Source organism: Bacillus alkalisoli, from assembly GCF_002797415.1.
Lineage (GTDB): Bacteria > Bacillota > Bacilli > Bacillales > Bacillaceae_I > Bacillus_CD > Bacillus_CD alkalisoli.
In genome coordinates, this window is the sequence record NZ_KZ454944.1 from 1,739,472 (window position 1) to 1,764,409 (window position 24,938).

At 38.2% G+C, this 24,938-nt stretch carries 19 protein-coding genes; 9 read left to right on the forward strand and 10 right to left on the reverse strand.

Features of this window, described 5'->3' with window-relative positions; all coding sequences use genetic code 11:
• Positions 1 to 65 precede the first annotated feature (65 nt).
• On the forward strand, positions 66 to 1,091 hold the full coding sequence (ltaE, locus tag CDZ89_RS08540) for a low-specificity L-threonine aldolase (protein ID WP_096153851.1): 1,026 nt from the start codon (positions 66 to 68) through the stop codon (positions 1,089 to 1,091).
• Positions 1,092 to 1,154: 63 nt separating this feature from the next.
• Here the strand turns inward: ltaE and CDZ89_RS08545 are convergent, their stop codons facing one another.
• The gene (locus CDZ89_RS08545; RefSeq protein ID WP_100333516.1) at positions 1,155 to 1,742 is read right to left on the reverse strand and encodes a TetR/AcrR family transcriptional regulator; all 588 of its coding nucleotides are present in this window, start codon (positions 1,740 to 1,742) and stop codon (positions 1,155 to 1,157) included.
• A 160-nt stretch (positions 1,743 to 1,902) separates the two neighbouring features.
• On the opposite strand from CDZ89_RS08545, the gene CDZ89_RS08550 reads away from it, so the two are divergent.
• The gene (locus CDZ89_RS08550) at positions 1,903 to 2,826 is read left to right on the forward strand and encodes an ABC transporter ATP-binding protein (RefSeq protein ID WP_100333517.1); all 924 of its coding nucleotides are present in this window, start codon (positions 1,903 to 1,905) and stop codon (positions 2,824 to 2,826) included.
• Positions 2,826 to 4,430 carry an ABC transporter permease gene (locus CDZ89_RS08555; RefSeq protein WP_100333518.1) on the forward strand — a complete coding sequence of 535 codons (1,605 nt, stop codon included), beginning with the start codon at positions 2,826 to 2,828 and terminating at the stop codon, positions 4,428 to 4,430. Before CDZ89_RS08550 ends, CDZ89_RS08555 begins: the two co-directional genes overlap by 1 nt.
• A 173-nt stretch (positions 4,431 to 4,603) precedes the next feature.
• On the opposite strand, the gene CDZ89_RS08560 is transcribed toward CDZ89_RS08555, so the two are convergent.
• Both CDZ89_RS08560 and CDZ89_RS08565 read right to left on the reverse strand, forming a co-directional pair.
• Positions 4,604 to 5,455 carry an IS3 family transposase gene (locus tag CDZ89_RS08560; protein ID WP_096155759.1) on the reverse strand — a complete coding sequence of 284 codons (852 nt, stop codon included), beginning with the start codon at positions 5,453 to 5,455 and terminating at the stop codon, positions 4,604 to 4,606.
• 26 nt (positions 5,456 to 5,481) lie between these two features.
• On the reverse strand, positions 5,482 to 5,802 hold the full coding sequence (locus CDZ89_RS08565; protein ID WP_100333519.1) for a helix-turn-helix domain-containing protein: 321 nt from the start codon (positions 5,800 to 5,802) through the stop codon (positions 5,482 to 5,484).
• 257 nt (positions 5,803 to 6,059) lie between these two features.
• Between CDZ89_RS08565 and CDZ89_RS08570 the strand changes: the two genes are divergently transcribed.
• From CDZ89_RS08570 to CDZ89_RS08590, 5 genes are all read left to right on the forward strand, one after another.
• The gene (locus CDZ89_RS08570) at positions 6,060 to 6,617 is read left to right on the forward strand and encodes a GNAT family N-acetyltransferase (protein ID WP_100334280.1); all 558 of its coding nucleotides are present in this window, start codon (positions 6,060 to 6,062) and stop codon (positions 6,615 to 6,617) included.
• 17 nt (positions 6,618 to 6,634) lie between these two features.
• A complete protein-coding gene (locus tag CDZ89_RS08575; protein ID WP_100333520.1) occupies positions 6,635 to 8,677 on the forward strand; it encodes a hypothetical protein in 2,043 nt (680 codons plus the stop codon).
• 211 nt (positions 8,678 to 8,888) lie between these two features.
• The gene (locus tag CDZ89_RS08580; protein WP_100333521.1) at positions 8,889 to 9,875 is read left to right on the forward strand and encodes a ring-cleaving dioxygenase; all 987 of its coding nucleotides are present in this window, start codon (positions 8,889 to 8,891) and stop codon (positions 9,873 to 9,875) included.
• A gap of 130 nt (positions 9,876 to 10,005) precedes the next feature.
• Complete coding sequence (locus tag CDZ89_RS08585) at positions 10,006 to 13,143, forward strand: DEAD/DEAH box helicase (protein WP_100333522.1); 3,138 nt, start codon at positions 10,006 to 10,008, stop codon at positions 13,141 to 13,143.
• Between the two features lie 45 nt (positions 13,144 to 13,188).
• Positions 13,189 to 13,893 (forward strand): DUF2161 domain-containing phosphodiesterase, encoded by a 705-nt coding sequence (locus CDZ89_RS08590; RefSeq protein ID WP_100333523.1) that lies wholly within the window; start codon positions 13,189 to 13,191, stop codon positions 13,891 to 13,893.
• A gap of 725 nt (positions 13,894 to 14,618) precedes the next feature.
• Here the strand turns inward: CDZ89_RS08590 and CDZ89_RS08595 are convergent.
• The 3 genes from CDZ89_RS08595 to pflB form a co-directional block, all read right to left on the reverse strand.
• Complete coding sequence (locus CDZ89_RS08595; RefSeq protein WP_096153866.1) at positions 14,619 to 15,023, reverse strand: SET domain-containing protein; 405 nt, start codon at positions 15,021 to 15,023, stop codon at positions 14,619 to 14,621.
• Between the two features lie 325 nt (positions 15,024 to 15,348).
• Entirely contained in the window at positions 15,349 to 16,077 is a 729-nt protein-coding gene (gene pflA / locus CDZ89_RS08600; RefSeq protein WP_100333524.1) for a pyruvate formate-lyase-activating protein, read from the reverse strand.
• A 79-nt stretch (positions 16,078 to 16,156) separates the two neighbouring features.
• Positions 16,157 to 18,385 carry a formate C-acetyltransferase gene (gene pflB, locus CDZ89_RS08605; RefSeq protein WP_406564919.1) on the reverse strand — a complete coding sequence of 743 codons (2,229 nt, stop codon included), beginning with the start codon at positions 18,383 to 18,385 and terminating at the stop codon, positions 16,157 to 16,159.
• 230 nt (positions 18,386 to 18,615) lie between these two features.
• On the opposite strand from pflB, the gene CDZ89_RS08610 reads away from it, so the two are divergent.
• Positions 18,616 to 19,902 (forward strand): MFS transporter, encoded by a 1,287-nt coding sequence (locus CDZ89_RS08610; protein WP_100333526.1) that lies wholly within the window; start codon positions 18,616 to 18,618, stop codon positions 19,900 to 19,902.
• Between the two features lie 114 nt (positions 19,903 to 20,016).
• Here the strand turns inward: CDZ89_RS08610 and CDZ89_RS08615 are convergent, their stop codons facing one another.
• The 4 genes from CDZ89_RS08615 to CDZ89_RS08635 form a co-directional block, all read right to left on the reverse strand.
• Positions 20,017 to 21,402, reverse strand: a complete 1,386-nt coding sequence (locus CDZ89_RS08615; RefSeq protein ID WP_100333527.1) for an amidase — start codon at positions 21,400 to 21,402, stop codon at positions 20,017 to 20,019.
• Entirely contained in the window at positions 21,395 to 21,586 is a 192-nt protein-coding gene (locus tag CDZ89_RS08620; RefSeq protein WP_100333528.1) for a hypothetical protein, read from the reverse strand. The genes CDZ89_RS08615 and CDZ89_RS08620 overlap by 8 nt, the downstream gene beginning before the upstream one ends.
• 184 nt (positions 21,587 to 21,770) lie before the next feature.
• Complete coding sequence (locus CDZ89_RS08625) at positions 21,771 to 22,211, reverse strand: cell wall hydrolase (protein WP_096153876.1); 441 nt, start codon at positions 22,209 to 22,211, stop codon at positions 21,771 to 21,773.
• Positions 22,212 to 22,597: 386 nt separating this feature from the next.
• Positions 22,598 to 24,910, reverse strand: a complete 2,313-nt coding sequence (locus tag CDZ89_RS08635) for a thiamine pyrophosphate-dependent enzyme (protein ID WP_100333530.1) — start codon at positions 24,908 to 24,910, stop codon at positions 22,598 to 22,600.
• Positions 24,911 to 24,938: the final 28 nt, after the last annotated feature.

Sequence of the window (24,938 nt, forward strand, 5' to 3'; positions counted from 1 at the left end):
TTGTATTGGAAAATAAGATAGACTAGTTGATAAATAAGAATAGTTTTTTATAAGGAGAGTTTTCCATGATTGATTTAAGAAGTGACACTGTTACAAAGCCAACCGAAGAAATGCGAAGAGCTGCATTTGAAGCAGAAGTAGGGGATGATGTTTATAAAGAAGATCCTACCGTAAATAAATTGGAAGAAATAGCTGCTGATATTTTAGGAAAAGAAGCAGCACTTTTTGTTACAAGTGGTACACAAGGAAACCAAATCGCAGTGTTAACTCATTGTCGACCTGGTAATGAGATTTTACTAGAATCTGAATCACACATTTTTTACTATGAATCTGGTGCTGTAGCAGCCTTGGCAGGTGTGCAAACGAGAACGATTCAAGGAATAAATGGCCAGATGGACCCATTAGCTGTAAAGGCTGCGATAAGAGGAGAAGATCAACATTTCCCTGAAACAGGTTTAATTTGTATAGAAAATACACATAATCGCGCAGGTGGAGCTGTAGTCCCAGCTGAAAATATGAAAGCTATTTATGAAGTGGCACAAGAGGCGAATATTCCCGTACATGTCGATGGAGCGAGGCTTTTCAATGCAGCAGCAAGTGTAGGTTGTTCGATAACAGAATTTACGCAGTATTGTGATACGGTACAAATTTGCCTTTCAAAAGGATTAGGAGCTCCGATTGGCTCTATTATTGCTGGACCAAAAGACTTTATTACGCGAGCAAGAAAATGGAGAAAACGTTTAGGTGGGGGATTGCGCCAAGTAGGGGTAATTGCTGCACCTGGATTAGTCGCACTAACGAAAATGACGGATAGGTTAGTAGAAGACCATGAGAATGCAAAGTGGTTAGCAAGTCGCCTTCGCGAAATGGAAACGCTAGAAGTGGTAAATGGTGTAGATACTAACATCGTCGTAGTGAATGTAGAAAAAACAGGGTACAACTCGGAACAATTTGTAGCATTATTAGAGTCCAAAGGAGTAAGATCCGTAACATTCGGCCCAACACTCGTAAGATTCACGACACACTACGATGTAACAAAACAAGACATACAACAAGCAGTAGACATCATCACTAACACTATACAAAAATAATTTTCAAAAGCGTTACAAGTGCCTGGCACCTGTAACGCTTTTTTAATATGGCTGTTATTTTTGTTACTGTTCTCCTTTACCTGAGATTCCGTAAAATAATATTTTCGTTATGTCTTCTGTAAGAGGGAGAACTTTTGTATATATGTCTTCTCTTTGCATATATTCTTTCATCATTTGGAAGTAAAACATAACTGCCTCGGTAGAGAGAGTGGGGTCTACATATCCTTGTTCTTTTCCTTCATCTAGTAATTGAACGATGTAGGGGAAAATTCGCTGCACATAGATTTGTTCAATATAATTTACATCTTGTTTATATTCTTTCATAAAGTATTGGTACAACTCTTCATGAATCGAACTCGCTGCTTCTTTTTTATTAAAGATGATCGTCTTCACTTTATCTGGAAAAGGAATGTCACTTCGCATTAACTGTTCAAACTCATCAGACACTTTATTTATGTAATAAATAAACACTTCACGTACTAAATTATGTTTACTTTTAAAATAGTTATAAATGGTAACTTGCGACACGTTAGCTTGCTTAGCAATTTCGGCAATAGACACTTTTTGAATGCCAAATTCCATAAATAAATCTAAAGCACCTTCTAAAATATTCACTTTCTTCTGTTCACGACGTTTTTGAAACCCGTCCATTTCGTTCACCTCCTTTTTAGTGTATTAAAAATTATGTAATAAAACAATAAATATATTTCATAAATATATTGTCAAAGGGATAGTTGTTTTATATTATGAACTATATAGATAAAAATATTTCAAAACTTTAATTCGCTCAAAGTAAAAAGGAGGTCCTACAATGACCGTTCTAAAAATTACTAATCTATCAAAGCATTTTGGAAAGTTTACAGCTTTAAACAAAGTGAACTTAGAAGTACAAAAAGGTGAAGTGTTTGGCTTTATTGGCCCTAACGGTGCTGGTAAATCAACGACAATCCGCGTCCTTCTTGGCATTTTAAAAGCAAGTGAAGGTGAAGTGAAAATCTTTGGGCAAGACGCTTGGAAAGATGCAGTAGATATTCATAAGCGTCTGGCATATGTACCTGGTGATGTTACACTATGGCCGAACTTAACTGGAGGAGAAGTAATCGACCTCTTCATCAAATTACGTGGTGGTACAAAAAATAATCGTCGAGACGAGCTGATTGAACGATTTCAACTCGATCCTTCAAAAAAATGTCGGACTTACTCTAAAGGTAATAGACAAAAAGTAGCACTAGTTGCTGCATTTTCACAAGAAGCAGATTTATATATTTTGGATGAGCCAACCTCAGGACTTGATCCGTTAATGGAGAGAGTATTTCAAGAGTGTGTGATGGAAGTAAAAGCAGGTGGCAAAAGCGTTCTATTATCAAGCCACATTTTATCAGAAGTAGAAAGATTGTGTGATAGAGTTGGAATTATTCGTCAAGGTGAAATGATTGAAACGGGTACACTACAAGAATTAAGACACTTAACGAGAACTAGTATAGTTGTAGAAACAAAACAACCGATAACTTCTATCCAATCTATAAATGGGGTCTATGATGTAGAGGTGAACGGAGTAACCGTTCGTTTCCAAGTCGACACAGAAAAGCTAGATGACGTCATGAGGTATATGAGTGAGTTTGGCATTATGAAATTAGAAAGTTCCCCACCGTCGTTAGAAGATTTATTTATGCGTCATTATGACACAACTACCCACGTACAATCAACGGAAACAGGAGTGGGAGGTGCTTCCTAATGAAAAAGCATTTGTTTTACCAAACAGGCACCCTTGCTGCTTTTATCTTAAAAAAAGATCGTTTGAGATTGCCAATCTGGATTATATCTATCGTTTTACTAACAATTGTAACGGCTGGGGCGTTTAATGATTTATATAAAACAGACCAAGAGCGTCAAGCAATAGCAGAAACGATGAAAAATCCAGCAATGATTGCGATGGTCGGTCCCGGTTATGGTTTCGATGACTACCATACTGGAGCTATGATGGCTCATCAGATGTTACTTTTTACAGCCCTTATGGTTGCGGTAATGAGTATATTACTGGTTTCGCGTCATACAAGAGCAGATGAGGAAGATGGTCGGCTCGAGCTTATTCGGTCGTTACCAACAGGTAGACTAGCTAACTTAAGTTCTACGATATTCGTAATGTGTGTAACGTACTTGGTATTAGCAGTTGCTGTTGGAATAAGTTTATATGCCTTGCAAGAAGAGAGCTTAACGTTTCAAGGCTCGCTCTTATACGGGGCAGCACTCGGGGCGACTGGCATTTTTTTCACAGCAATAACAGCACTAATGGCACAGCTTTCCGAAACTTCACGAGGTACGATTAGCTATTCGTTTGCCTTTCTTGGAGGAGCTTATTTACTAAGAGCTGTTGGTGATGTTTCAAATGAAACGTTATCATGGTTTTCACCATTAGGTTGGATTTTAGGCACGGAAACTTACGTAAATAACTACTGGTGGCCGATTGTGTTGACTGCTTTTGTATCAGCAGTCATTATGGTGGTTGCGTTTTATTTAAACAGTATTCGAGATGTTGGCTCTGGTTTTATACAAGCGAAGCCAGGGAAGGAATATGCAACTAGCGGGTTGTTGTCGACGCTCGGGTTACCTCTTCACCTTTTAAAAACATTAATCATTAGCTGGGCCATTGGGATGTTTGTGTTAGGTGTATCTTATGGGTCGGTGTTCGGGGACTTAGACACGTTTTTTGAAAGTACCGAAATGATGGAAGAACTACTAAATCCAGTGGAAGGTTTTTCGTTAACCGAGCAGTTCCTAGCTTTATTAATGTCGATCATTTCAATGCTTTGTACTATAGCTCCATTATTAATGTTTTTGAAATTACGTGGGGAAGAGAAGAAAGGACGTCTTGAACATGTGACAGCACGAGCCGTTTCTCGAACACGTATTATTGGAAGCTACTTAGTTATTGGACTTGTCGGAGCGGTTGTGATGCAGTTATTAGCCATGTTAGGGTTATGGACGGCGGTAGTTTCGGTGATGGAAGATCCGATTAGTTTAAGAACCATGTTCCAAGCTGCCATTGCTTACGTGCCAGCGATGTGGGTAATGGTCGCGATTGCTGCATTTCTAGTAGGATGGGCACAAAGGTGGACGAATTTAATCTGGTTATACTTAGGCTATTCATTCTTCGTTGTATATCTAGGTGGGATGCTTCAAGCACCGGAATGGATGGGCAAAATCTCCCCATTCGGAAACGTACCACAAATCCCAATCGCAGACATGAACTGGTTACAAATAATAAGTTTACTAGTCATTGCATTAGTTGTCTCTCTCCTAGGCATAACAGGCTTTAGAAAAAGAGACCTAGAAGGATAAACAAAGATTACAAGAATGTAACAAGTGCCTGTGGTCAAGCCCCCAAAAAATAGAGTCGAAAAAATAATTAGTTACGTTCTCTTATAACTACCGCGCTTACGCTTGGTGGCCCAGTCATTTGGTGAGGAATTTCACAATTCCACACCAAATGACTGGGATCATTTTTGTATATATTACGCTACCTTTATAAACTCTTTATAGTACTCTTTTGGTGAGTCATAACCCAGGCCTTTTTGGATTCGTTCTTCATTATAATACATGATATATTTCTTTAAATCTTTCTCAAATATAGCCTTTTTAGTGTTTGGATAGAAACATGGAAATTCAACTTTTAATTGAGAAAAGAAACTTTCAATCACGGCATTATCCCAACAGTTTCCTTTCCTAGACATACTTGGGGTAAACTTAAGTGTTCTCGACAATTTATTATGTTCAAAAGAACGGTACACGCTTCCTTGATCACTATGAATTGTAACCCCTTCTAAATCCTTTAGCTGACGCTGCTTTTGACCGGCTTCGATCGTACGCTTAATAAGCTCAGTGTCAGGGCTGAAACTAATCTCAAAGGCAATAACTTCTCTATTAAAAAGATCCATTAACGCTGAAATATAAAATTTCGTATTAAACACTTTAATTTCAGTCATGTCCGTAACCCATTTTTGGTTTGGGAACTCTGCATTAAAATCCCGTTCTAGAAGGTTATTGTACACATATCCAGCAGCTTTTTGTTTCTCTGTTTTCGTAGTGTTTTTTTGTCTAACAGTGGCTTTCATATTTGCTTCCTTCATAAGACGAGCTACTTTTTTATGATTTACTATGATACTCATCTTATTTTTCATGTACCCAGCAATCCTTTTTGCACCGAAGGTTCCCTTGTGCTTCTTAAAGACATTGCTAATCTTTTTAAATAGCTCTTTATCTCCATGTGAAACCTTCTTCTTAGGCCGTTTAAGATATGCATAATAACCACTTACAGATACCTCTAATACACGACATAATATAAACACTGGATATTCCTTTCTCAAAGCGTTGATACACTCATATTTCTTACTTACTTTTTCTCTTTGAGAAAGGTTTGGAACTTTTTTAGAATTTCGTTCTCCATTTCCTTTTCTTTTAATAATTTCTCTAATTGTTGAATACGTTTTTTATCATCTAAATTCACTGAATCAAAAGAGTTTACATGCTTATTAGTAGCTACTTTAAACGCACTAGGACCACTGTGTTTATACGTATTAACCCACCTATTTACTGTTTGACGAGTTACGTTAAATTCATCTGCGACAACTCTTACAGACATTCCATTCAATACTTTTTCTACAGCCTCTATTTTAACTTTTCCACTCAAATTAACCGATGGTTTCTTCTCCATTGTTTTTACCCCCTTATAACAGTAAAAGTCGTAACTATTTGTAACTACTTTATAACTCTATTATAAGGGGGTCAACTACTGGCACCTGTTACATTCCTGAAATAATTACTGTAGAGATAAGAGCAAATCGCTCTCTCTACAGTTTTTTTGTATAAAAGTGTAACGAAACCCGAATTACATTCGTCTAAAAAGAAGGAAATAAATTGAAAATATCGAAAGTTACTTATAACTTCAAATTAACAGAAAGTGGTGTTACATTGTACAAATTTAACATCGTATCAGAAACAGACAGATTAATCATTCGTCCATACACGATACATGATTATTGGAACTGGTACACTGGGCACGATAACCGACTACCTTCACAACATAAATACGACCAAGGTAGAGTAGACTTATCTCAATGCTCGGAACAATGGTTTTACGACATGGTATATAAACATCAACATCTTGCACAAAAAGATGAGCTTTATATATACGGTATTTTTTGCAAAAAAGACAAAAAGCACATTGGCGCACTAGATTTTTCAACGTTACTACGTCTTAATTTCCAATGGGCACGCTTCGGCTACGGTATTCACAACCAATTTTGGCGAAACGGCTACGGAAAAGAAGCAGTAATTCGTGCACTAGAATTAGGCGCAACAAATCTTGGTTACCATCGAATCGAAGCACATATTAACGTAGATAACGGCCCGTCTATTAAACTTGCAGAAAGTTGCGGACTAAAGTACGAATGTACAAGAAAAGCCTTTATCCTTGAAGACGGTAAATGGACGGATAACGCCATTTACTTTATAAATACAACTCAATAGTAGAATAGGTGAAACAAATGAGAGATTGGCAAACTGAAATAAACTTTATACGCGTAGGTAAAAAAGATGCATATACTCCGATTATAGAGACCTATGAAAATGAGTTCTTCCAAATGTTATCTTCACTCCAAGTTCCAATAGAGAGGTCGGAAGAGGTAATCGTTGAAACATTCGTTCACCTATACAACGAACTCTCTAAACAACAAGAAACAAAACCAATCCACGAGTGGATCATTTATACATCACTAGATTATATGCTAGAAAAAGTAAACACGATTACTATCCATAAAGCAGATACAGATAAATTAGCCTCATCCCTACAAAATTTAAGCATCGAACAAAAAAAGCTAGTTTTTTTAGATGTGCTTTTCAACATAACAGGGGATGAAGCAAACGAAATAAAATGGAAAATCATCCAACCTACGAAACACGGGAGTCTTAAGCCAGATTGTTTATCTAACGAGACATTATTTACATACAACATGCAAAATGGACCAAAAGAATTTGTAACAGATGTAGAAGACCATTTAGAATTTTGCCCAGATTGTAGGCAGACAATCAACAAGATGAATCATCAATTAAAGAAGTTGTCTCAATACATAAAAGCAGAAACACTAGAACATTCTCTTGCAGAAAAAATTCTCCCTAAATTAAAACGACAAAAAACGAAATTTTCCTTTTTGAAACAGTTGGTCGTAGCCATCACCATTATCACACTGTTCTCATCTATTATTTATATCATGCCAAACGTAGATAGATGGAGTACGCTTGCTAGTAATTACATCAAATATGGAGATTTTTATAACGTTTGGGCAGAAGGGACACATGTAGCGACGGACAAAGACATATCCATAGAACTTTTATCGATTGATCTATCGGACACATTAACAAAGATAGATTTCCGTATTAGGTCAGACAGAGAGTTCATTGAAACATATGATAATTTTGGAGAACATCTTCTGACTTCTAAAGCACATGGTATGTTTACCATTAAAATAGGAGAAGAAACATATCCTCTTCATGACGCTGCAATCGTAACAACGAGTGAGGATTTATTAGAAGGCTCATTCTATATAAACATGAATGAAATAGAACAAAAATTACTACAAGATAACATGACGCTTGCTTTTCGAGTAGTTAGAATTGGTGGGGTTTTTGGCGACTGGAATGTAGAAATTCCATTAGAATATACGAATGGGTTAAAACAAGCGGACACGTTTGTGGAAGGAAAGGAATTAAACTTGTTCAATACATTTGTCGTGCATATAGACAAATTTAGTCAAAATGACTTAGGAAGTGACCTGGAATTTAAGATAGTTTTTAATGAAGAAGAGCAGGGAAAGTTTGATAGGATGAATGACTTGTATGCAAACAAATTCAATATGGATTATCAGGCGTTTTATTTTAAATATAGTGTTGTAACAGAAAAAGGGGAAAGGCTTCTGCAATTTCCATATAACTATCTATACAATATCTCTTATGATTATTACGATTACCCAAACGAATCAGATACAATGAAAATGCAAACCTTTACTCCTTATATTCTTACTAATTACGATGAACAGGAAGTCCCAACGATAAAAAGGAGATTAGATGAAGGAGAGGCATTATATTTACAAGTAGATGAAATTAATTATAATCAAATTGTCGATGAGGAAATAGAATTTATCTTAGAAGAAGTAAATGAAAAACCATTAAACATTGAGATAGATGATACGGTCCTAGAGCATCTAACAATTAGAAAACTAGAGGCAACAGAACACTTTTCCGAAGGACTCCTGATATACATTACAGGCTTTCATAAAGATGAGAACGTAGAAAAGAGATTCTCTTGGGACTTTGCGGACAATTACTATGAAGGTTATCACTCTGATTTTTACGGGGATGATCACATGAGTAGGTATAATCAGTTACAAGAAGAGCTTTCGAAAGACACTATTTTATTTACGATCTTACCAGCACCAACAGCACCAAATCAAAAAGTTACATACAAAGTAGACTTTATCTCACACACATACAAACCTGGCCCACAACACCGCATCCCACTAAACAAACACTAACATTACAAAAGCGTAACAAGTGCCTGGCACCTGTTACGCTTTTGTAATTTATGAGTAAAGATTGTAACGTGGTAAATGCTAAGGGATGGTTATAAGTTGACATGGTGCAGACTGAAATGTTATATTTATCTCGAATTCAAGATAATTTTATTTAAATTAATTTAATAAGCTATATTAAATCGCAAAGTTTACATTCTAGGAGGTAACTATAATGAACGGACTAAAAGGTATTCATCACGTAACCGCTATCACAAGTAGCGCCGAAAAAAACTACGAGTTTTTCACATATGTATTAGGTATGCGTTTAGTGAAAAAAACAGTCAACCAAGACGACATTCAAACATACCACTTATTTTTCGCTGACGACACAGGAAGTGCAGGAACAGATATGACTTTTTTCGATTTCCCAGGCATACAAAAAGGCACGCACGGAACTAATGAAATTTCCAAAACTGGTTTCCGCGTACCAACAGACGCAGCAATCGAATACTGGGAAAAGCGATTTGAACGTCTTAACGTAAAACATAGAGGTATCCAAGAACAATTCGGAAAGAAAACAATCTCTTTCGTTGACTTTGATGACCAACAATACCAACTAGTATCAGACGAAAACAACAAAGGTGTCGTATCCGGTACACCGTGGCAAAACGGCCCAATCCCACTTGAATATGCCATTACTGGACTAGGACCATTACACATTAGAATCGCTAACTTTGACTATTTTAAAGAAATGGTTGTAAAGGTACTTCAATTCAAAGAAATTGGTCAAGAAGAGAATCTTTACCTTTTTGAAGTAGGCGATGGAGGAAATGGAGCAAGTATCATCGCGGAACATAACGACTCGCTACCTCAAGGACAACAAGGTTTCGGTACAGTCCATCATGCAGCATTCCGTGTTGAAGACCGATCCGTCATAGACGAATGGGACAACCGATTAAGAAGCTTCAGTTTCCAAACATCAGGACATGTCGACCGTTACTTCTTTGAATCGTTATACGCAAGACTAGCTCCAAACATATTATTCGAATTCGCAACAGACGGCCCAGGCTTTATGGGAGACGAACCATACGAAACACTTGGAGAAAAACTATCCCTCCCACCATTCTTAGAACCTAAACGAGAACAAATCGAAAAATTAGTTCGACCAATTGACACGGTTAGAAGTACGAAAGAAATAAAGAAAGAATATGAATCATAAAAACAAACCAAAAGACTGAGCCAATTTGGACTCAGTCTTTTTCTGTCTACTCCCATTCGATCTATAAAAATATGGTACAATACCATTATCCAAAAACGAAACCAGCCCTAGTAGAAAGGACACAACACACATGAGCCAAACACAAAATCAAAAAATCATACTCAACAACAAAATCATCCAGGACATGTGTGGGCCTACTTCCTTTAAACGTGGCGAAACGTTCCATCGTACAGGCAAAATTACAATGGAACAAATTAACGAACAACAGTACGTTGCAACCGTATTAGCAACATCGAAGCAATCCTTTATAGTAAATCTCAACATCACAGAAGATGGACACGTCCAACCAACTTGTAGCTGTCCAAAGCTTTCATCGTTTCAAAAGGATTGTCAACATATCGCTGGTGCCTTAATTTTTCTACTAAACTACATAAAAACAAACAATCAACAAGATATTTTCTCTATTTTCAACGAAAAACAAAAACGCACACTCGGCAAACAACGTCATTTTGAAACGAGAGAAATTATTACACCAGAGTTCATTCTAACAACAATCGGGCAATCTTTCGGCCTACAACTTGTTATCGCAAACACGAACATACCGAATGCTCTTGAATTTTTACGAAAAATAGCCGATGGCAATTCTTCAAGAGTCTCGCCATCTTTCACATTCGACCAAACTAAACACTGCTTCCCACCAGAAGCGAATGAAATAATACAACAATTACTAGATGGCTCATTACACGAAAAAAACAACACAATAATAGTAACGCCAGCTACATTCAAAGTTCTTTTTCCATTATTGAAAAAAATGCACGCTCTACCATTCACTCATAACAAAAAAAGCTACCCGCACGTCCATATGTCGGCAGAGCCACTCGACCTTTGCTTTACCTTTCTAGAAGGGGCTAGCAAAACGTACGAGTTAAAAATAGACGGGCTAGAAAATCTCACATTAATGGAAAAATACGAAGTCGTCATCGACCAAAACAAATTAAAACCGCTAGAGCAAGAAGACATGAAAAGATTAGCGGAATTAAAACGATTAACGAACAAAAATTCAAACGTCATTACCATACCACCAAATCAAATTGGTCTATTCCTAGAAAAAGTAGTTCCTGGTTTGAAAAAATTCGGGGAGATAAAACTACCTGAATCTGTAAAAAATAATCTAAACCAAACACCTTTAGTAGCAAAACTTTACTTAGATCGCCTGAAAAACAAATTACTTGTTGGATTGGAGTTTCATTACGATAACATCATCATTAATCCAGTGGAAGATAAAGCACCCAACATCCCGTTCTTCCTTCGAAACGTTGAAAAAGAAGAACAAATATTAGAGCTTTTAGAAGAAAGTCAACTGACACAAACAGAGAGTGGCTATTTTTTGCAAAATGAAGACCTAGAATATGAGTTTCTTTATCATGTAGTGCCAAAACTTCAACATCTAACACAAATTTACGCAACGACAACGGTGAGAAATCGTGTTTCTAGGGAAAATGTCAAACCGAAAATTCGTGTCAAAATACAAAAAGAGCGGACAAATTGGCTCGAATTCAAGTTCGAATTAGACGGAATTAAAGACATACACATTCGAGATCTAATGCAAGCCCTAGAAGAAAAGCGTAAATATTACCGCTTAAAAAATGGTACACTCTTGTCACTTGAAGCAAAAGAATATGAAGAAATTCAACGTTTTCTTCAAGCAGTACCTGAACAAATGGAAGACCTAGAGTCAGGCTTAAATATGCCAATCGTAAAAGGATTAAAGCTTCTAGAAACTATCGAAAACGACGACACTTTAACGTTAGAAGACTCTTTTAAATCTGTTTTAGAAAAACTGCAGAACCCAGAAAATGGGGGCTTTATCGTACCTGCAACGTTAGAGCCGATTTTAAGAGACTATCAAAAACAAGGGTATCAATGGCTAAAAACACTTGCGAGCTACAGTTTTGGCGGGATTCTTGCGGACGATATGGGACTCGGTAAAACATTGCAAAGCATCACATACATCGCAAGCGAACTTGATGAAATTAGAAGAAGGAAGCAACCTATTTTAATTGTCTGTCCATCTTCCTTAACCTATAACTGGCTACAAGAAATACAAAAATTCGCACCAGAAATAAGCGCTGGCCTAATAGATGGAAGCAAACAACAAAGAACAGTCGGAATAACGAAATGTACTGATTTTGACTGTGTGATTACATCCTATCCGTTACTTCGAATGGATATAAAGCAGTGGGAACAGATCGAGTTTCACACTATCTTTTTTGATGAAGCTCAAAACTTCAAAAATCCGATTACACAAACAGCTCGCGCGGTGAAACAACTAAAAGCAGAACACCGTTTTGCTTTAACAGGTACACCAATAGAAAACTCAATCGAAGAGCTATGGTCGATTTTTCATGTTGTCTTTCCAGAACTATTCCAAGGTTTAAGAGAGTTTAGCTTTTTGCCGAATAAAACCATTTCGCGTAGAGTTCGTCCTTTCCTGTTGAGACGTTTGAAAGAAGACGTACTAGGAGAACTTCCAGGAAAAATCGAACAAGTAGATTCAGCGGAACTTTTGCCAGAACAAAAAAAGCTCTATGCAGCCTACTTAGCAAAGCTACGTGAAGACACATTGAAACATTTAGACAAAGATACGTTTCGCAAAAATCGTATCAAAATATTAGCGGGATTAACACGATTACGACAAATATGCTGTCACCCAAAACTGTTCGTCCAAGAATACAACGGAAGCTCAGCGAAAATGGAGCAACTTTTACAAATTATTGAAGAGTCTAAACAAGCAGGGAGAAGGGTACTCATCTTCTCACAATTTACAAAAATGCTAGATATAATAGGGAAAGAACTAGCCTATAGTGGGGTGTCATATTTTTATTTAGATGGACAAACACCTTCGGAAGAAAGAGTGGAACGTTGTCACCGATTTAACGAAGGGGAGAGAGACTTTTTTCTTATCTCGTTAAAAGCTGGTGGAACAGGTCTTAACTTAACTGGAGCGGATACCGTTATTCTTTATGACATTTGGTGGAATCCAGCCGTGGAAGAACAAGCTGCAGACAGAGCCCACCGAATGGGACAAACAGAAGTAGTTCAAGTAATTAAGTTGATTGCTCGCGGTACCATTGAAGAAAAAATGAACGAACTTCAAGAGAAAAAACGAAACGTCATTCAACAAATTTTAGACCCAGACGAAAGAACATCTACTTCGCTTACAGAAGAGGATATTCGTGAAATATTAATGATTGATGGACGAAACTAGAACCGATGTAGGATGGCTCTAGTTTTAAAATGGACGGTGTGCTATATGACAGAAAAGAAAAAACTATTAGAAGTAGATTTATATAAACCAATCCAAACCTATTTGAAAAAGCAAGGCTATGAAGTACGCGGCGAAGTAAAAGATTGTGACATTGCAGCAGTAAAAGGGGACAGTCTTGTTATTGTGGAGCTAAAGTTAAACTTAAACATAGACCTTCTTTTGCAAGCGACGAAACGACAAAAGCTTACAGATTCTGTTTATATCGCGATTCCACGTCCAAAAAACCTTCGCACGAAGCGATGGAAGGAACTTTGCCAGCTTGTAAAAAGACTAGAACTCGGACTGATCGTTGTTGCGTTCACTGCAAGCCGGAAACGAGCTGAAGTTGTATTTGAACCAACCACCTATCCTGGTAAAGTGAGAAAAAACAACCAAAAGCGTGACGCCATTTTAAAAGAAGTAAACGGAAGAAGTGGAGATTACAACCTCGGTGGAAGTAGCAAAACAAAAATCATGACAGCATACAAAGAAAACTGCATTCAAATTGCTAGCTTACTAGAAAAACACGGGCCATTGTCACCAAAGAAACTAAAAGAACTAGGCACAGGAGATAAAACCCCATCCATCCTAGCCAAAAACTACTACGACTGGTTTGATAGGGTGAAGAGGGGAACGTACGTTGTTAACGAAAAGGGGATAAAGGAAATAAAAGAGCATATAGAGCTTGTTGATTATTATGTTGGTGATTAGCGGTTTCGTTTAAGTTAGATTTGATAAGTTGATTTCTCAATTTGAAGGTAGGGGAATTAGCCGTCAAGCCCACTTTCGTTAAAAAAACAGAGGAAACCGGTCTTGAGAGCAGTCATCAAGACCACTTTCAATCAAAAAACAGAGGAAACCGGTCTTGAGAGCAGTCATCAAGACCACTTTCGATAAAAAAACAGAGGGAACTGGTCATGAGAGCAGTCATCAAGCCCACTTTCGATCAAAAAACAGAGGGAACTGGTCATGAGAGCAGTCATCAAGCCCACTTTTGATAAGAAAACAGAGGGAACTGGTCATGAGAGCAGTCATCAAGACCACTTTCGATCAAAAAACAAAGGAAACCGGTCTTGAGAGCAGTCATCAAGACCACTTTCAATCAAAAAACAGAGGAAACCGGTCATGAGAGCAGTCATCAAGCCCACTTTCGATCAAAAAACAGAGGAAACCGGTCGTGAGAGTGTTCATCAAGACCACTTTCGATCAAAAAACAGAGGAAACCGGTCTTGAGAGCAGTCATCAAGCCCACTTTCGATCAAAAAACAGAGGGAACTGGTCATGAGAGCAGTCATCAAGACCGCTTTCGATAAAAAAACAGAGGAAACCGGTCATGAGAGCAGTCATCTGGATCATTTTTGATAAAAAAACAGAGCGAAATGACCGTGAAACTTGCCACGACCATTTTCCATGAAAAAGAGTGAAGAAGAATAGTATTATTCCTCTTCACTCTTTTCTTCATTAAACCAAAGCGGATCATCAATATCCACATCACCGTTATAATTGATGAAAATCTCATCGCCAGCCTTTATATCCTTATGGGCAATATAAGTAAACGTATGCGTCTCAAAACTAATCTCATAATACGCATTCGGATCATACGAATGATTAAACAACATCCCATACCCTAAAACAATCGCACTATGATTTATCCCATACTCATAAACATAATCCGCTAAAACTGTATGCTCAATTAGCATATGCTGTTCATTCGGGTAAGGTATAACAGGAGCTACATGTATGATATCGCCTTTTTTTATATCATGTGTTGCAAAAACGCCACGCTGGAATTCACCATCACTAACAGGTGATCTTTTTACTTCAATTTTTTCTGCTGTCATATTCCACACTCACTTACGTACAAAGTTATTTTTCTATATGACTTTACCATTCATAACGATGCAAAACAAGTAAGAGGTTTTCGATTTTAATTTTTATATAAATTTAGAAATAATATCTTATTCGTTTCTTTCAGCTGCAGGCACTGGCTTTCCGCGGGGAGCGCAGGGGAAGGTTATTTTCACTATCGTGAAAAAACCTACTCCTCGGCGTCCCGCCTGTGGGGTCTCACGCTTCGCTCTTCTTCCCGCAGGAGTCCAGTGGTTTCCGCTACACTCCACTCTAATTTTTATATAATGTGAAAAATAACATCCTCATATCTATGGTTTAATTAGACCCTAAAATATGCTGCGCTTTTTTCACGCTTTCTTCGGTAGGGGGAGAGACTTTCGCAAGGGGATATGGAATGCCTAACTGTTCCCACTTATAAACACCTAATTGATGATAAGGGAGCACTTCCACTTTTTCTACATTAACTAACTGACCTACGAAACTAGCTAAAGCAGTTAAATCTTCCTCGCTATCTGTTTTACCAGGCACAAGTACATGTCGAATCCAAACAGGAACTTTTCTGTCTGATAAAAGGCGAGCGAATTCAAGAATATGAGAGTTGCCAACAGAAGTTAGATCCTTATGTTTTTCATCATTTATTTGCTTTATATCTAGTAAAAACAAATCCGTATATTGTAACAGTTCATCAAGAGATTGCAAAAACTTACTAGATTGATTGAAACAACCAGCAGACGTATCAACCGTAGTGTGAAGCCCAAGCTTTTTACAACGTTTAAATAACGCGATCAAAAAATCAATTTGCAATAAAGGCTCGCCTCCGCTAACCGTTACGCCACCGCCAGATTGCTTTAAATAAGGAATGTACGTCTCAATATCTGCAACTAACTCATCCACCGACATTTCATTTCCTTTTTTCTGCTCCCACGTATCAGGGTTATGACAAAATTGACAACGCAACAAACAGCCTTGAGTAAAAATAACATAACGGATTCCAGGCCCATCGACCATACCTGACGTTTCTACAGAGTGAATATAACCTTTCATATCAAAAACCTTCTTTCCTATTAGAAAACTAGAAAACAACTTAAAGGATTAGGCCACTCTGTAAAAAGTGGCCTAATCCTTAGCCTAAAGATGCATGGAACGTACGATTTATAACATCCAATTGTTGTTCTCTTGTTAATTTAATAAAGTTTACCGCATAACCAGAAACACGAATCGTTAATTGTGGGTAGAGCTCTGGATGTTCCATCGCATCTAACAACGTATAACGATCGAACACATTAATATTTAAATGGTGGCCTTTCTTTTCTGCATATCCATCTAAAATAGCCACTAAGTTACAAACTCTCGTATCCGCTTCTTTACCAAGCGCTTTCGGTACAATCGAGAACGTATTCGAAATCCCGTCCATCGCATGCTGATACGGTAATTTCGCAACAGAGTTTAACGATGCAAGGGCACCTTTTTTATCTCGACCGTGCAGCGGATTTGCACCAGGCGCAAATGGCTCGCCATCTTTACGTCCGTCTGGCGTGTTGCCAGTCTTTTTCCCATAAACAACGTTGGAAGTAATCGTCAAGATTGACATCGTCGTTGTAGAATTACGGTACGTATCTAATTTCTTCAATTTTTTCATAAAAGAAGTTACAATTTCTTGCGCAATAGTATCTACTCGATCATCGTTGTTACCGAATTGAGGGTACTCGCCCTCCATCTCGTAATCTACCGCAACCCCATTTTCATCACGAATTACCCTTACTTTAGAATGTTTAATCGCACTTAACGAATCTGCCACAACCGATAAACCAGCAATTCCAGTCGCCATCGTGCGAACAACATCTTTGTCGTGAAGTGCCATTTCGATACGCTCATAATTGTATTTATCATGCATGTAATGAATAACATTCAACGTGTTAATGTAAAGATCCGCTAACCAATCTAACACTTGATCAAATTTCTCCATCACTTCATTGTAGTCTAAATACTCGCTCGTTATTTTTTCAAACAGGGGAGTAACTTGCACTTTTTCCTTCTCATCGACACCGCCATTAATCGCGTAAAGTAGCGCTTTCGCTAAGTTCGCACGAGCACCGAAAAACTGCATCTGCTTTCCAATTTTCATCGCCGATACACAGCAAGCAATCCCGTAGTCATCTCCATAATCAACGCGCATTAAATCATCATTTTCATATTGAATAGAACTCGATTGTATCGACATTTTCGCACAATACTTTTTAAAGTTCTCCGGTAACATCGTGCTCCAAAGAATCGTTAAATTCGGCTCCGGCGCCGGACCTAAATTCGTCAACGTATGAATAAAGCGGAATGAAGTCTTAGTAACTAACGGTCTACCATCCAAACCAATACCGCCAATCGACTCTGTCACCCAAGTAGGATCTCCGCTGAATAAATCATTATATTCTGGCGTTCTAGCAAACTTCACAAGACGAAGCTTCATAACAAAATGATCGACTAACTCTTGCGCCTCTTCTTCTGTCAATCTACCTTCCTTTAAATCATTTTCGATATAAATATCTAAAAAAGTAGAAACTCTTCCAAGACTCATCGCCGCTCCATTTTGCTCTTTAATCGCAGCTAAATAGCCGAAATATAACCATTGAAACGCTTCTTTTGCATTTTGTGCAGGGCCGCTTAAGTCAAAGCCGTATACGCTTGCCAATTCTTTTAACTCTTGAAGGGCACGAATTTGTTCCGACAACTCTTCACGAAGACGAATCACGTCCTCCGTCATTCTAGTCCCAGCATCTTTTAAGTCTTTTTTTCTTTCATTTATGAGAAAATCTACGCCATACAGCGCCACTCGGCGATAGTCCCCAATTATTCGCCCACGGCCATATGCATCTGGTAAACCAGTAATAATACCAACTTTTCGTGCTAATTTCATTTCATTTGTGTAGGCATCGAACACACCTTGGTTATGTGTTTTACGATACTTCGTGAAGAAATCATTTACTTCCTCGTTAATTTCATATCCGTAAGATTCAAGAGCAGTTGCCGCCATTCGAATGCCACCATAAGGTTGAAGCGAACGCTTGAATGGTTTGTCTGTTTGAAAACCAACAACTGTCTCACTATCTTTATCTAAATAGGCAGCACCGTGAGACGTAATAGATGAAACAATTTCTGTATCTAAATCATAAACGCCACCGTTCTCACGCTCTTGTTTCGTTAACTCCATTACGTTAGACCAAAGCGATTGTGTACGTGAAGTAGCCTGTGCTAAAAATGATTCATCTCCTTTATAAGGAACATAGTTTAATTGAATAAAATCTCGCACATCGATCTCCTTGTTCCAATTGCCTTTTCGTAAAAAATTTGGAAAGTTCATCATTTACACTCCTTACTGAGAGTTAATAGTGTGATAAAACACACTAGATTATGCTTTAACTATAGCAAGTAAAGGCTTTCATCAATGTGATAAATATCACATGACACAATTCTGTAAAAACTTTTAGACTAAAATTTGAAAATGTGATAAAGCTCACATTTATTTTTTTGTTAGTCAGTGTATGCTTTGCCCATAAAGGTAAGGCAAAGTAGTTATTGGAGGAATAAACAATGGGACGAATTAAAGAATGGAATCCAGAAAACAGTGAATTTTGGGAAAGAGAAGGGAAGAGGCACGCTCGTCGTAACTTATGGATCAGCGTACCAACATTAATGCTAGCTTTCATCGTATGGCAAATGTGGTCCGTTGTTGCCGTTAGATTAAATGATATCGGCTTTGCATATACAGCAGAACAACTTTTCACATTAGCAGCGGTGCCAGGTTTAGTTGGAGCATCTTTACGATTTATTTATACATTTGCAGTTGGAAAGTTTGGCGGACGTAACTGGGTTGTTTTTTCAACAGGTATATTAGTGATTCCGACAATTGGTATAGGCTTTGCGGTACAAAATCCTGACACACCATATAGTGTCATGTTAATACTAGCGGCTCTTTGTGGTCTTGGTGGAGGAAACTTTTCTTCTGCATTAGCAAACATCAGTTATTTTTATCCGAAAAAAGAAAAAGGAACTGCGTTAGGAATTAACGGTGGGTTAGGGAACATGGGGGTATCTGTTGTTCAGTTCGTAACTCCGTTAGTTATCACAATAGGTACGTTTTCTTTTCTAGGAGGAAAAGGTCAAGTGTTACCTGACGGATCGGAAGTGTGGTTACAAAACGCAGCGTTTGTATGGGTATTGCCAATCATCATTATGACAATAGTGGCGTACTTTGGAATGGATAACTTACCAACAGCGAAGCAATCTGTTGCGGAACAATTCGTTATTGTAAAAAGAAAGCATACGTGGATCATGACGATTTTATATGTAGCGACATTCGGTTCTTTTATCGGATACGCAGCAGCATTTCCATTATTACTAAGAACATCGTTTCCAGAGTTTGTCGGATTAGCCTTCTTAGGAGCCTTTTTAGCAGCAGCGTTCCGTCCGGTCGGTGGATGGTTATCAGATAAATTTGGTGGAGCAAGAGTGACAACTTATGTGTTAGTCGTTATGTCGATAGGGGCACTTTCTGTTATTTACTTTATTGGTCTAAATAATTTTGCAGGTTTCCTTGCTTCTTTCTTAATCTTATTTATCTCAGCAGGAATAGGATCAGGTTCTACCTTCCAAATGATTCCGGTTATTTTCTCCGTAAAAGAAGCGGCACCAGTACTAGGCTTTACAGCCGCGTTTGCAGCATATGGCTCATTCTTTATCCCTAAACTATTCGGTTGGTCCATGGGGAATACAGGTACACCAATTACAGCATTATATTTCTTCATCGCATTCTATGCAGTTTCTATCGTACTAAACATTTACTATTATCATAGAAAAAATGCAGAAGTGAAGTGTTAAGTTAGTATTACAAGTGCCTGGCACTTGTAATGAACCAGTAATAATATTGAGATAAATGTAAAAGTCCCCAAAGTAAAATTGGGGACCTTCTTGTTCTAAAAAGTAAAAAATATTCTATCGTTTTTCAACTAAAGGATTTGTTTTTTCCCAACGGGCTCCAACTTGTAATAAAAGTTTTTCAGAAAAGTGAGCACCAATCAACTGCATTCCAACTGGCAGCCCATTCGAAGCTAAACCTATTGGAACGGATAAACTTGGTGTCCCGGTATTGTTTGCTGGAGAAGTAAATGGCATGCACTTTTCCGTAACGGAAAGGTTTTGCTCAACGAAATTCTCAGCAAATGGCTTTGGCACAATAGGAATCGTAGGTCCTACAAGAATATCAATCTTTTCAAAAACCTTATTAAATGCGTCGGTTAACTTTCGTCTCACTTGTTGAGCTCTAACGTATTGTGGTGTATTTGTTATGACTCCTGTTTGGAAAAAAATACGAACATCATCTGCGAATTTCTCTGACTGTTCTTGAAGTCTTTCATAATGATAGCTAGAAGCTTCACCTGTCGTAATAACATAGTTAGCATACGAAGACATAGACAATTCAGGAATTTCTATTTCTACCATTTTAGCTCCTAATTGTTCAAGCTTTAATACAGCGGCTTTGAACAATTTATCTACATCTGGTTCAAGACCTTTCATGAAGAAAGAAGGTACTCCAATTTTCACTCCCTTTATTCCTTTTCCTATTGTTTTTGTATAGTCGTGATTAGTTGTTTTCATACTTCCAGGATCTTTAGGGTCGTAACCTGCCATTTCATTAAGCATTAAAGCTAAATCGCTAACGGATCGCGCCATTGGACCTACGTGGTCTAAACTCCATGCAAGAGGAGCAACACCGTTAGAGCTAACAAGTCCGTAAGTCGGTTTTAATCCGTAAATACCACACATCGATGCAGGAACTCTAATGGAACCAAATGTATCAGACCCTGTAGCAAGTGTTGTCAAACCTGCTTTTATTGCTGCGGCACTTCCGCCACTAGACCCACCTGGCATAAAGTTTTCATTCCACGGATTTCTTGTATTTCCAAAAGCCAGATTCGTATTTGTTAGACCTCCCCCAAATTCATGCATATTAAGTTTCCCAGTCATCACACCTCCAGCACCTAGTAACTTTTTAACTACCGTTGCATTATAGTCAGGTTTAAATTTTTCTAGTGTTGCAGAGCCACCCGTAGTGCGAATTCCTTTAGTATATAGATTATCTTTCATTCCAATTGGAATCCCATGTAAAGGCCCTTGATTAAAACCTTTCATAATGAGATTTTCTGCATTTTTAGCCTGTTGCAATGCTAGTTCAGGAGTTAATGTTATATACGCATTTATCCGTGGTTCCATTTCTTCGATTCTAGTTAAGATAGACTTCATTAATTCTACAGGAGAAACTTGTTTTGATTGTATTAAAGGTGAAAGTTCGGTTGCCGTTAAATTATATAAGTTAGTCATGTTTTATCACTCCAGGATCCACAACGACAACCGGTACTTCTTCATTTAGATTTGGAAAAATGGTAAGGTTGGTCTGTTCTTTATAAATAGTAGTTAAAACATCGAAAATATACGGTAAATCGTTCTCAATAACAGGAATATTGTGCAGGTGTAAGGTTTGCTTAATATAGTTTTCTGCTTTCATCTAGAGGGAAGCCTCCTATTCTACTTGTGCTCCGTTATTAACCTATGTATGAAACAAGTCATCTGACACGATGAAGTAGGGAAGACAAGGATGAAAGAAGAAGGAATGAACAAAAAAAAGACGAATACACAAGTTGTGAGTCGTCTCAACATTTTCAAAATAACAGTCTCCTAGAAGTCCTAACCTACCATCTATAAGCACCTTCACATGTATCAGCAATTGGTTCGTAATAACAATGTTGCTTATATTGTCCTGCAAATGGTTGATTGTACCATGTAGGGGGACATGGAGCATACGGATTAAAATACCAAAGAGCAAACTTAGAAGGCTGCTCTCTCCAATAATCTAACGTTCGTTTCGCTAATCTTTTCTCTTGCTCTCTCGCTCTATTATAAAAGACATTTCCTTTTTGTACTGCTTCAAACGAATAATTCCCTCCTTGTATTTGGAATATCACATCGTTTACAGACTTTAAATCTAAAAAATCTAAACAATCGGCTTTTAATCGATTCACAATGACATTCCCAACCATAAGCATCCCAAGTTGCCCTTCGCCCTCGGCTTCAGCCCTCATCATCCTTGCCATTAAATCAATGTCTTTGTCAGTATATTTTACTCTAGTCATTTTAATCACCTCTACAAGAAGTGTATGAAGAAAGATAGCAAAAATTGCATTCTAAATAAACAATTTATCATTCAAAAGGGGGATGGGAGGTAATAGGAAGAAGGTGAAGCTGACTAAGTGTGTTTGTTTAGACTAAAAATAGAGATTATTATATCAAAGTGCCGGTTGTATGGTTGACTCCTCGAAAATGCATACGTATTTTCTTCGTGCGATGCATCGCTCTCGAAGCCTTTCTTATCCTGCGGGAGAGGGCAGGAGGGTGAGACCCCACGTAGCCCTTGTGCCCCAGCAGGCATCGCCTCCCCCGCGTAAAGCGGTCATACAACCGGCACGCTTTTTATTCTAAGAGGCTTTCAAGAAAAAACTCTAGTGGATTATTCTTAGTCCTACAAATAGGGACTCTCATGCTTCGCTTTCAATTGCTGCCAGCGGCGTTCCACTTCATCGTTAAACATTTGAAGCATTTCTTTGCTTTCTTCCTTTAGTAAATGTTTGGTTTTCCCCATCATCTCTAACCAACCAGTTACGTCAATTCGCTTGTTCTTTTCTTCCGGATTATACGTTACCGTTGTAATGCCACGTTCCACTTCATAAAGAGGGAAGAAGCAAGAGTTAACCGCAGCTTCCACAATCGACTGACCAAGATGGTCTTTTGACTTCCAGTTTAAAGGACAAGTGATTAATATTTTCCCATACACGAGACCGACATTTTGTGCGTACCATTGTGCTTTCGCTGCTTTTTTCAATAAGTCACGATCAAAAGCTTCTGTGCCAGTGAAAACATAGGAAATATGAGTAGCAGACATAATTTGGGCAGTGTCTTTATGATGGAACGGTTTACCATTTTGGAAACTACCAACATTAGAAGTACTCGTCATATGTCCCATCGGTGTAGAGTAGGAGAGCTGACTTCCTGTATTCATGTATCCCTCGTTATCATATTCTAAAATGATCATTTTATGGTTTCGTAAAGCAGTCCCAATTGCTGGCCCCATTCCGATATCCATACCGCCGTCACCAGTTACCATCACGAAAGTAAAGTCATCGCTCAATCCGAGCTCTTCAAACTCGCCACGACGTTTTCGTTCATGGAACATTTCCACAAGTCCTGATAAAGTAGCTGAACCATTTTGGAAAAGGTTATGAATGTACGTAGCTTTATGAGAGCTATAAGGATAACCCGTCGTAACAACCATCGCACAACCAGTGTGGAAAAGGGCAACAATGTCACCTTCGATTCCTTTAAAGAACAATTCTAACCCAGAGAAAATTCCACAGCCAGGACATGCGCCATGACCAGAAGCGATACGTTTAGGTTTTTTCGTTAAACTTCGTAACGGTGGTATTTTAACTTTCAACTCACCGGTATCTTGATCAGGCGTAACGGTAATTAACCCAGTTTTTAAATCTTCTTTTTTCAAAGGTTCAACCACTCGTTTTGGAGCTAGTTCAGGATTACCTGGAGTATGCCCATAATAATCAAATTGCTTTTCCACCATATCGACTTCAACAGCATCAAGAGCTAATTCAAAAAACTTCTCCGCATCATCGGCATAAAAATCTTTGCCACCTAAACCGTAAACTCGATTAATTACTTTCGTATTTATGTTTCCATACGTTTGAAGAGTTGCACGAACTTCAAGTGCCATGTTACCGCCATGTGCTCCATAAGAGTCAGCACGATCTCCAACGGTTACAGCTTTTACATTTTTCAACACTTCCGCTAATTGCTTTTGTGGGAAAGGTCGGATCATATTTGGAGAGATGACCCCAGCTTTTACCCCTTGCTCACGGAAGCGATCTGCAACATCCTTACAAACTTCAGCAGCCGAGTTCAGCATAAACACGGCAACCTCAGCATCTTCCATTCGATACAAATCAAGAACTGGATATTCACGACCTGTTAGCTCCGCGTATTCTTTAGAAATACGCTCAAAAACCCGTTCCGCATTATACATTGCCTCTGACTGCTGATAACAGTTATTAATGTAATCCGGTTCATTCATGTAAGGGCCAACAGTAACAGGGTTTTCTCTATCTAATGTGTGAGGGAAGTCCGTTCTGACTGGTCCAATAAAGGATTGAACATCCTTTTTATCTTTCAGCACTTTTACACGACGTTTTTGATGTGAAGTAAAATAACCGTCAAACGAAACAATAACTGGTAAGCGAACTTCTGGATCTTCTGCTAGTTTAATAGCTAAAATGTTCATATCATATACAATCTGAGGGTCTCTTGCCATTAAAATTGGCCATCCTGTATTTAAGGCAAAATAAAGATCGGAATGGTCTCCATGAATATTTAACGGCCCAGAGACAGAACGGTTTACTAGATTAAGTACCATCGGAAAGCGCGTGCCAGATTGAACTGGTAATTGCTCAAGCATAAATAAAAAGCCGTTTGCACTAGTGGCATTAAATACTCGTCCACCACCAGTAGAAGCACCGTAACAAATACCAGCAGAACCATGCTCTCCATCGGCAGGAATTAATACGATATCATGTTCTCCTTTAGCTTTCATCCCATCTAAAAATTGCGCAACCTCAGTAGAAGGGGAGATTGGATAATAACCCATTACATGATAGTTAATTTGATGAGCAGCATAAGCCGCCATTTCATTACCTGATTCAAAAACGACACTTTGTTCCACAGTGCCAGTATGAGGACTTTTATTCTCACTTTTTACATCTATGCTCAACGGAAATCCACCTTTCTATTATATAATC